This is a genomic window from Neobacillus pocheonensis, assembly GCF_050477905.1.
GTDB lineage: Bacteria > Bacillota > Bacilli > Bacillales > Cytobacillaceae > Neobacillus > Neobacillus pocheonensis_A.
The window spans coordinates 145787-152285 of record NZ_JBCNAD010000038.1 but is presented as its reverse complement, the minus strand read 5'-3'; the positions used below and the strand labels follow the sequence as shown (position 1 = coordinate 152285).

Below are 6499 nucleotides of genomic sequence, written 5' to 3'. Positions count from 1 at the left end.
AGCCTTACCTATCTGTATGAAAATGACCGCCTCATTTATTGTAAACCACTAAAAATAATTCATTTTTGGAGTGGTTCCAATGCCAGATTGGTTTTACAGCCATGATATTTACTCATACTTGATTTTCGCTATTTGTTTGTTAATTCCATTAGTTGCTTTATTATTTCTTCTCTACAAAGTGTATTTGATGAACAAAAGCAATCAGGGAAGTCAAATTAATAAAAGTCAGGAATACAAAGTGGTGGATGGTTAAAATATTTTAAAATTGGATGGACCTATAAAAATCAGTATTGTTAATATTATATTGTTATCATATTATTTTAAAGGAGGAACTAAAATGGAAGCGTTAGCATACTAGGGCTCAGGAGATAAAGAAATTAGTAGATAAACCAAAACCACATGAAAATTGTTCATCTAAATAAAAAGATGGAAAAAGAAGTAGGATTTTTACGAAATTTTAAAAAATATAATTGCAATGTTATAAAGATAAATAGTAAAATTTATTTTAGATTGAATGGTCATTCATTTTATCTAATTAGTTATTCATTCATTGTTTTAGTGAATATACACTTGAAATATGAAAGATGAAGTTAATTAAAGGTAAAAATGAATGATTGTTCATTCATTACTTTCTTGGGAGGAATCTTTTATGCGTGATAAAATACAATCAGTTAGTAAAAGTCGTCTTAATACTGAGCTATTTCCATATAAGCTCTATGTAAAAGCAAAAAAATTTGGTATTTGGAATCCAGAAGATATTGATTTCAGTCAAGATAGGCTTGATTGGGAAACTTTGACAGAAGCTGAGAAAAAGAATATTTTGATTCAAATTGCACAATTTGCCGGTGGAGAAGAAGCCGTTACGATTGACCTACTCCCGTTAGTTATGATGATTGCAAAAGAAGGACGCTTAGAAGAGGAGATGTATTTAACTACATTTTTGTTTGAAGAAGCCAAGCATTTAGAATTTTTCACACGCTTCCTGGAAGAAGTTGTTGGTTCGAAAGAAGATTTATCACGGTATCATAATGAGGCTTATAAGAAAATATTTTATGAAGAACTACCAGCAGCAATGGAAAGGCTAGCACATGATCAGTCACCTGAAGCACAAGCAATAGCTTCCACAACCTACAATATGGTTGTGGAAGGGGTATTGGCTGAAACAGGATACCATGCTTTTTATTCGGGTGTCGGGAAATTGGGGAAATTACCAGGGCTGTTAGAAGGTATCAGTCTTTTAAAAATGGATGAATCACGTCACATTAGTTACGGTACATATTTACTGCAGCGATTAATTAAAGAACACGGTGACCACATTTATAATGTAATAACTAACAGAATAAATGAACTGATGCCATTGTGCATAGGGTCAATTACAAATGGTAAAAACCCAGACGAACACATTCAAAGTGGTGTTAAAACTTTTGGAGTTGATAATAATGACATGTTGGAGTTTGCGAAAAAACAGATGAATGTACGCCTTGATATTCTTAAACGTGCTCGTGAAAACAATTTAGAAGAAGTATTGAATATTGAAGAAGAGCCTGTTTTACAATAAATGAAAAAATAAATTGTTAAAAGAAACTATTTCGAGAATTAATAAAGATTTTGACGTGTGCAAGAGTTAAAGATTGGGATGGCTCGAAATCAGTGAAAGAAGGTATCCGAATTAAAAATTAAATTATTGAGGAGGAATAAAAGTTGGAACATATGATTATCGAAACGAAGGATGGGGTTCGTACACTGACACTAAACAGACCTGAACGTCTTAATGCCGTCAATGATAAACTTAGCTCTGAGATTATCCAAGCATTTAAGGAGGCTTCTGCTGACGATGATGTCCGTGTCATAGTCATTACCGGGAGTGGACGAGGATTCTGTGCAGGTCTTGATTTGACCGATTATGCGAAGAGAAATCAAGGCGCACAATCTCGTCATCAAAAATTAGATGAATTGGGTTGGGTTGGTCATCAAGCATTGGGAATTGTTCATTGTGATAAGCCCGTTATTGCTGCAATCAATGGGATAGCTGCTGGTGCAGGACTCGCGCTAGCTCTGGCTTGTGACATCCGCTTCATGTCTGCTGATGCAAGGGTAACAGCTGGATACATTCGCCGCGGTCTCAGCCCTGATGCGGGAATGAGTTATTTTTTACCGCGGTTGGTCGGCCAGGCAAAGGCTGCCGAATTGATCTTAACCGGTCGGGACATTTACCCTGAAGAAGCAGAACGAATTGGATTGGTGAACGGGATATTCCCTGATGAAGAATTTAAGAAACAGGTATTGAATTTTGCCAGGGAATTAGCGGCAGGACCGCCGGTTGCAATGACGCTTTCTAAAAGATTGCTTGCTGCAAGCCCTGACACTGATCTTACAACGATTTTAAAACAAGAGTACGCTTTTATTAAACAATGTTTTGGTACCAAAGATGTTCAAGAAGGGGTTAAAGCCTTTGCTGAGAAGAGAAAGCCCGTGTTCAAAGGAGAATAGGTAAATTCTTGCAATCAAGAATAAAATTAAAGAGCCTTAAATATGCAAGTTTTATGCACTACTTGCGTATTTTGGCTCTTTTTACATTCATAAAAGATACTGCCATTTGAAGTATTTTTTAATTGCCAAATACAGCCTTCTATTATTGAAATTCTATACTGACAAGTTTAATATTCTCCGTTCATCTCTACCCTGTTCAATTCTTATTAAAAATTCCTACTCATTAATTAGTTTTGAATGAAATTAATGATTTCTATTAGATCTCCGGCGGAAGAACCTGCAAAATCTAACTGAGTCTGTTTGGTGCAAAGGTCATTCAGTATTTGTCTAAACGGTAATAGTTCCACCCCTTCTGAGGCCTATCAGAGGAATTAAAACAGCACTTTTTTATTAGGCTAAACGGAAGACAATACCATGCCCGCCCTTCGGATATTCCCATTTAATATTCTGGTATGGACAGCCAATACGGCAGCTTCCGCATTCATGACAGCCTTCATAGCCAACCTGCATCCTAGTTCCTTCCCATTTATACACTTCAGCCGGGCAGAAGACTGTACAAAGTTTATCAGGACATTGGGTCATGCAAACATCATGATCTAGTACAGTTAAATGGGATTTCGTGTCACACTTAAAACGGAGAAGATACTGTTTTTCTTCGATATTTTTAGTAGACATTATTTCACCGCCTTCCAAGCACGATAAATATCTTGTAATACTCGAAGCGTTCCTCTTTCTGCTGTCACACTCTTCATTATTTGCTTTTGTTTTTCGCGTTTTGGTGTTCCATCCACGGTAAAGAATTTGCTCATTGCTTTGTTCATCATTGGAACATATTCATTAAAGTATTGCGGATATTTCTCAAATGTATGAGCAGCATCCTTGTATTTCTCTAAGTCTTTAATGATAAAGCTATCATAAAGCTTCTCACGATAGATATTCAAGCTAGCTTCAGAATAGTCTCCTCGATGTTTCGCTTCAAGGATAGATTCAGCGGCTAATAAGCCAGAATGCATGGCCATGTTCGAACCTTCTCGATGAATGGCATTAACAAGCTGAGCTGCATCCCCAATAACAATAACACCATTACCAGCCACCTTCGGCACGGATCGATAGCCACCTTCGGGAATGAGATGGGCAAGATATTCGGCCGATTCTCCGCCTGTTATCAACGGTTTTACCATTGGGTGATTTTTCAAGTAATCTAGAAGCTCATATGGCTTTAATTTCGCTTTAATCATACTAGAGAGGGTAGTTCCTACCCCTATGTTTAAGCTGTCCTTATTAGTGTATAGGAACGCGGTTCCGAGGTTGCCTTTTGTTGAATCACCAAAAATCTCAATGGTACAACCTTGGTTATCTTCTAGGTTAAAGCGATCATTGATTTTTTCTTTTGGTAGATTTATAACTTCCATGACTGTTAATGCTACTTCATCCGGACGGAATTCTTTATGGAAGCCTAGCTGTTTGGAAAGAAGTGAATTTACTCCATCAGCAAGAACAACGACATCAGCATATACTTCCCCATTCGGACGGTCGGTGCGAACGCCGATTACCTTGCCGTTTTCTACAATACATTCGGTTACAACAGTTTCGTTGATAAGCAGAGCACCTGCTTCAACGGCTTTACTAGCAAACCATTGGTCAAATTGGGCTCGTAAGACTGTAAAGTTATTATATGGTTCAATGCCCCATTCAAGACCTTTATAGCCGAAGTTAACAACAGATTCTTTATCCATCATCCAAAAGCGCTGCTCAATCACGGGTCTTTCAAGCGGTGCTTCCTTCCAAAATTCAGGAATCAGATCCTCCATTTGCTTACGGTACAATACCCCGCCCATGACGTTTTTAGCTCCAGGGTATTCACCTCGTTCAATAAGCAATACATTTAAGCCATTCCTTGCACAAGTTAATGCACAAGATGTGCCTGCTGGACCTGCTCCAACCACGATGACATCAAATTTTTCAGACATAGCTCACTTCACCGCCTTTTTCTGCTTTAAGATGTATAAATTGCTCGATTAGTTTAGGCACAATTTCCATTGCATCTCCAACAATCCCGTATGTTGCGACATCAAAAATTGGCGCATTCGGATCTTTATTAATGGCGATAATGAACTCAGAATTTTTCATACCCACTACATGCTGGATAGCTCCTGATATTCCAATTGCAAAATAGATTTTCGGTGTTACCGTTTCCCCGGTTTGGCCTACTTGCTGTTCATGCTTCAGCCATCCGGCTTCAACAACGTCTCGCGTTCCGCCAACACTAGCACCAATTGTTTCGGCCAATTCATGAATGAGCTGGAAGTTTTGCAAATCACCCATCCCTTTTCCACCGCAAACAATGACATGTGCATCCGCTAATTTGGCATTATTTGTTACGTCATTCACAATTTGGAGCACTTTTGTCCGCATATCTTCTTCATTCAGGGAAATTTTCTCTTCAATAATTTTCCCAAGTCTACTTGTATCTGGAGCTAATGCTTTCATAACCTTTGGTCTGACGGTGGCCATTTGAGGACGGTGCTTTTTACAAAGAATAGTTGCCATAATATTACCGCCAAATGCTGGCCGGCTTGCTTCAAGCAATCTATTATCTACATCGACATCAAGCATCGTTGTATCTGCAGTTAAACCGGTGCTTAAATCAGTCGCAACCGCACTTGCTAAGTCTTTACCGTTTGGTGTTGCACCATAAAGGATAATTTCAGGATTATACTTTTCAGCAAGCAGCATAACACCATTCATATATGACTCTGTACGGTAATCTTTTAATACAGGATGGTCAATAAGATAAACAACATCGGCTCCGTAGGCAATAACCTCTTTAGCCAATGGTTTAACTTCACAACCTAATAGAAATCCTGCTAATGGTGCTTGTAATTTATCCGCTAACCTCCGGCCGGCACCAAGTAACTCAAGTGAAACTCCTTCTATCTTATTATCATTTTGTTCAATAAATACCCATACTCCACGATAATCGTCTAGATTCATGTAAACCCCTCCCTGCGGAAAAAATTAGTCTATATTATTTAGATGGTTGTAATGTGAATAGGTCTTTTTTCTCCATCAGAACTTCCATGAGCTGATTCACTTGCTCATCTGCAGTTCCTTCTAGCCTTTTTCCACCTTCTGGTCTTGGAGGTGTAAACATCTTTCCAACAATAGTTGGTGAACCCTTTAAGCCAAGCTGTCCTCGATCAACATTTTCGAGGTCGCTAACTGCCCAGATAATTGATTCATATCTTGCTGCTTTAATCATGTTAGGCATTGGCGAATATTCAATATCATTAATTTCTTTTTCAACCGTTAACAAGCATGGCAGCTGTGATTGGATTAATTCATAGCCGTTTGTTAATTTCCGTTTAATCAATACAGTTTTTTCCTGCTGATTTACCTCAGTAACCTCAATTACATTTGTTACTGGCGGTATATCTAATCTCCTGGCAATCCCTGGCCCTACTTGTCCAGTGTCACCATCGATAGCATGTTTGCCGCAAATAATCATATCTACGGGATTTTCGTTATTAATTTTTTCTAACGCTTTCGATAAAGCGTAACTAGTTGCCAGCGTATCCGCTCCCGCAAAGGCACGGTCTGAAATTAAATAGCCTCTATCTGCACCTATTTCAATACTTTTTCTAATAACGGCAGTTGCTTGCGGCGGTCCCATTGATAGTACCGAAATTGTACCGCCAGTTATTTCCTTAATTTTCACAGCCTCTTGAACCGCATGGGCATCATACGGATTCAAAATAGCTGGCGCACTTCGACGGTCGAGAGTGTTTGTTTTGGGATTAATTTTAATAATTTTTGTATCGGGTACTTGTTTGACACATACGACAATGTGCATGTAGGACTTTCCCTCCTCCATATAGTCTAAGAATGTTGAAAGCGTTTGCCTTCTTTGGTTATTTAAAATGCTTTTATTAACGATATATGAATCGAAATAAAAGCATATTACCCAAGATTGATAGTTTTCTTTTTTTTCTTGATTGATTTAAACTTA

7 protein-coding genes are annotated in these 6499 nt (G+C 38.2%); 3 read left to right on the top strand and 4 right to left on the bottom strand.

Annotation, left to right across the window (positions count from 1 at the left end; translation table 11 throughout):
* The first annotated feature begins 79 nt into the window (after positions 1–79).
* The 3 genes from ABES02_RS21025 (at position 80) to ABES02_RS21015 (ending at position 2490) form a co-directional block, all read left to right on the top strand.
* A complete protein-coding gene (locus ABES02_RS21025; RefSeq protein ID WP_430139289.1) occupies positions 80–253 on the top strand; it encodes a hypothetical protein in 174 nt (57 codons plus the stop codon).
* Positions 254–649: 396 nt separating this feature from the next.
* Positions 650–1558 (top strand): R2-like ligand-binding oxidase, encoded by a 909-nt coding sequence (locus tag ABES02_RS21020; RefSeq protein ID WP_430139287.1) that lies wholly within the window; start codon positions 650–652, stop codon positions 1556–1558.
* Between the two features lie 152 nt (positions 1559–1710).
* Entirely contained in the window at positions 1711–2490 is a 780-nt protein-coding gene (locus ABES02_RS21015; protein WP_430139303.1) for an enoyl-CoA hydratase/isomerase family protein, read from the top strand.
* A 390-nt stretch (positions 2491–2880) separates the two neighbouring features.
* On the opposite strand, the gene ABES02_RS21010 is transcribed toward ABES02_RS21015, so the two are convergent.
* The 4 genes from ABES02_RS21010 to ABES02_RS20995 are packed head-to-tail and all read right to left on the bottom strand — an operon-like array spanning position 2881 to position 6343.
* Entirely contained in the window at positions 2881–3165 is a 285-nt protein-coding gene (locus ABES02_RS21010) for a ferredoxin family protein (RefSeq protein ID WP_307289207.1), read from the bottom strand.
* Positions 3165–4460 carry an FAD-dependent oxidoreductase gene (locus ABES02_RS21005; protein ID WP_430139285.1) on the bottom strand — a complete coding sequence of 432 codons (1296 nt, stop codon included), beginning with the start codon at positions 4458–4460 and terminating at the stop codon, positions 3165–3167. Before ABES02_RS21005 ends, ABES02_RS21010 begins: the two co-directional genes overlap by 1 nt.
* Positions 4453–5484, bottom strand: a complete 1032-nt coding sequence (locus tag ABES02_RS21000; protein WP_430139283.1) for an electron transfer flavoprotein subunit alpha/FixB family protein — start codon at positions 5482–5484, stop codon at positions 4453–4455. The genes ABES02_RS21005 and ABES02_RS21000 overlap by 8 nt, the downstream gene beginning before the upstream one ends.
* A 34-nt stretch (positions 5485–5518) precedes the next feature.
* Positions 5519–6343, bottom strand: a complete 825-nt coding sequence (locus tag ABES02_RS20995) for an electron transfer flavoprotein subunit beta/FixA family protein (RefSeq protein WP_430139281.1) — start codon at positions 6341–6343, stop codon at positions 5519–5521.
* Positions 6344–6499 lie beyond the last annotated feature (156 nt).

What these genes read in the sequence shown, in the direction of transcription:
- ABES02_RS21025 (WP_430139289.1), top strand. Translation starts at nt 80, where the DNA reads ATGCCAGATTGGTTTTACAGCCATGATATTTACTCATACTTGATTTTC.
- ABES02_RS21020 (WP_430139287.1), top strand. Translation starts at nt 650, where the DNA reads ATGCGTGATAAAATACAATCAGTTAGTAAAAGTCGTCTTAATACTGAG.
- ABES02_RS21015 (WP_430139303.1), top strand. Translation starts at nt 1,711, where the DNA reads ATGATTATCGAAACGAAGGATGGGGTTCGTACACTGACACTAAACAGA.
- ABES02_RS21010 (WP_307289207.1), bottom strand. Translation starts at nt 3,165, where the DNA reads ATGTCTACTAAAAATATCGAAGAAAAACAGTATCTTCTCCGTTTTAAG.
- ABES02_RS21005 (WP_430139285.1), bottom strand. Translation starts at nt 4,460, where the DNA reads ATGTCTGAAAAATTTGATGTCATCGTGGTTGGAGCAGGTCCAGCAGGC.
- ABES02_RS21000 (WP_430139283.1), bottom strand. Translation starts at nt 5,484, where the DNA reads ATGAATCTAGACGATTATCGTGGAGTATGGGTATTTATTGAACAAAAT.
- ABES02_RS20995 (WP_430139281.1), bottom strand. Translation starts at nt 6,343, where the DNA reads ATGCACATTGTCGTATGTGTCAAACAAGTACCCGATACAAAAATTATT.